Here is a 2,309-nt window from a genome sequence, read left to right as displayed (position 1 = left end):
TTGACGGCATTCAGCTACGCGGCGGTGCGTTGAGGGACTAGAGGGGACGGCAGATGAACAAGCAGATCGCGCTTCATCCCGACGAGGACATATTCGACCTTGGCGAGGAGCATCTTGCCGGCCCGTCGACGTCGGAGGAGCTTGCGCGCGCGCTGCGTGCCTTGTGGTCGACCTTTTACCGCAACCGTTTGCTGATCGCGGCGATCGTGGCGGGTGCGATGCTGGCGGGTCTTGGTCTGACGATGCTGATGACGCCGAAGTACAAGGCGGTGTCGAGCATCCAGATCGACCAGCAGTCGGCGAACGTGCTGGGGGACAGCAGCCAGCAGTCGCTGCAGCAGGCGGATGCGTGGCAGGACACGGACCGTTTCCTGCAGACGCAGGTGGACGTTTTGCAGAGCCGTGCGCTGGCGCTGGCGGTGGCGCAGGATCTGAACCTGGGCGCCAATGACGATTTCGTGCGGCGGATGGGGGCGAAGCCGGCGGACAAGCCGCAGGGCGCGCTGAGCCTGGCGGACACCAAGCAGGAGCAGATCCTGACGATCCTGGCGAACGGTCTGAAGGTGGACCTGCCGCGCAATTCGCGGGTGGTGGCGATCGCCTTCACGAGCCCCGATCCGCGTCTGGCGGCGCGGGTGGCGAACACCTTCGCGGCCGACTTCATGATGTTCAACATGAAGCGCAAGTTCGGCTCGTCGGTCTATGCGCGCAACTTCCTGGAAGGCCAGCTGTCGGACACGCGCACCAAGCTGGAGGCGTCGGAGCGGGCGCTGCTCGATTATGCGCGCGGCGCCAACCTGCTCGACGTGTCGGGCGGCATCGCGTCGGGGACGGACAGCACGACGGGCTCGTCGACGCCGCGCTCGCTGACGACGTCGAACCTGGTCGAGCTGAACGACGCCTATGCGCAGGCGCAGGCGTCGCGCGTGCAGGCGCAGCAGCACTGGCAGCAGGCGCAGGCGAGCTCGCCCCTGCAGCTGCAGGAGGTGCTGACCAACCCGGCGATCATGCAGCTGACCCAGCTCAAGGCGCAGGCCCAGGCGGCGTACCAGCAGGATCTCCAGCGGCACAAGCCGGACTATCCGCAGATGCAGCAGGCGGCGGCGCACATCGCCGAGCTCGATCGCCAGATCAACGCGATGGCGGATTCGATCCGCTCCTCGATCAAGGAGCAGTATCTGACCGCGAGCAAGCAGGAGCAGGCGCTGGCGGGCCAGGTCAACGGGCTGAAGAGCTCGACCCAGAACGAGCAGAGCCGCTCGGTGGAGTACAACATCCTCAAGCGGACGGTCGACACCAACCGGACGATGTACGACAGCCTGTTGCAGCGTTATTCGGAAGTGTCGGCGCAGGCCGGCGTCGCCGCCAACAACATCAGCCAGGTCGACGTGGCGGAGGCCCCGGCCAAGCCGGTCAGCCCGCGGCCGCTGATCAACCTGGCGCTGGCGACCCTGCTCGGCCTGGTCGCGGCCTCGGGCTTCGTGCTGCTGCGCGACAAGTTCGACGACTCGATCCGCACGCCGGAGGACGTGCCCGCCAAGCTCGGGCTGACCTTCCTCAACTCGACCCCGCTGCTGGAGGAGAGCATCACCCCGCAGGAGGCGCTCGACGATCCGCGCTCGGCGCTGTCGGAAGCCTATGCGGCGCTCCGGGCCTCGATCGAGCTCGGCCACAAGGGCGGCGCGCCGCGCACCCTGTCGGTCACCTCGACCCGCCAGTCGGAAGGCAAGTCGACCACCGCTTATGCGATCGCGCGCAACTTCGCCAAGATCGGCAAGTCGGTGGTGCTGATCGATGGCGACTTGCGCAAGCCCTCGCTGCACCGGCTGGCCAACGCCCACAACAACAAGGGCTTCTCCAACCTGCTCGCCGGTATCGCCGGCTTCGAGGAGACGCTGCAGCCGACCGACATCCCCACCCTCTCGCTGGTCTCCGCCGGCCCGCTGCCGCCCAACCCGGCCGAGCTGCTCTCCGGCCCCAGGCTCGGCAACCTCGTCGCCGACCTCGCCAAGCGCTTCGACGTCGTCGTGATCGACGCGCCGCCCGTGCTCGGCCTCGCCGACACCATCCTGATCGGCTCCGCCACCGAGGCCACCCTCTTCGTCGTCGAGGCCAACGGCTCCCACCACGGACACGCCAAGGCCGCCGTCCGCCGCCTCGCCTCCAGCGGCATCACCATGATCGGCGCGCTGCTCTCCAAATACGACGCCCGCAAAATCGGTTACGGTTACGGATACGGGTACAACTACACCTACTCCTACTCCTACGGCGACAAACAGGATAACCAAAACCACCGTAAATGGCCGTGG

1 protein-coding gene is annotated in these 2,309 nt (G+C 67.0%); it reads left to right on the top strand.

Translation table 11 applies throughout. The features are described from left to right. Positions 1–53 precede the first annotated feature (53 nt). Positions 54–2,309: GumC family protein (locus tag HZF05_RS13580; protein WP_160366189.1), on the top strand; the 2,256-nt coding region annotated here is incomplete at its 3' end.

This window comes from Sphingomonas chungangi (genome assembly GCF_013778325.1).
GTDB classification, from domain to species: Bacteria; Pseudomonadota; Alphaproteobacteria; order Sphingomonadales; family Sphingomonadaceae; genus Solisphingomonas; species Solisphingomonas chungangi.
This window is presented reverse-complemented; position numbering and strand designations above follow the sequence as displayed.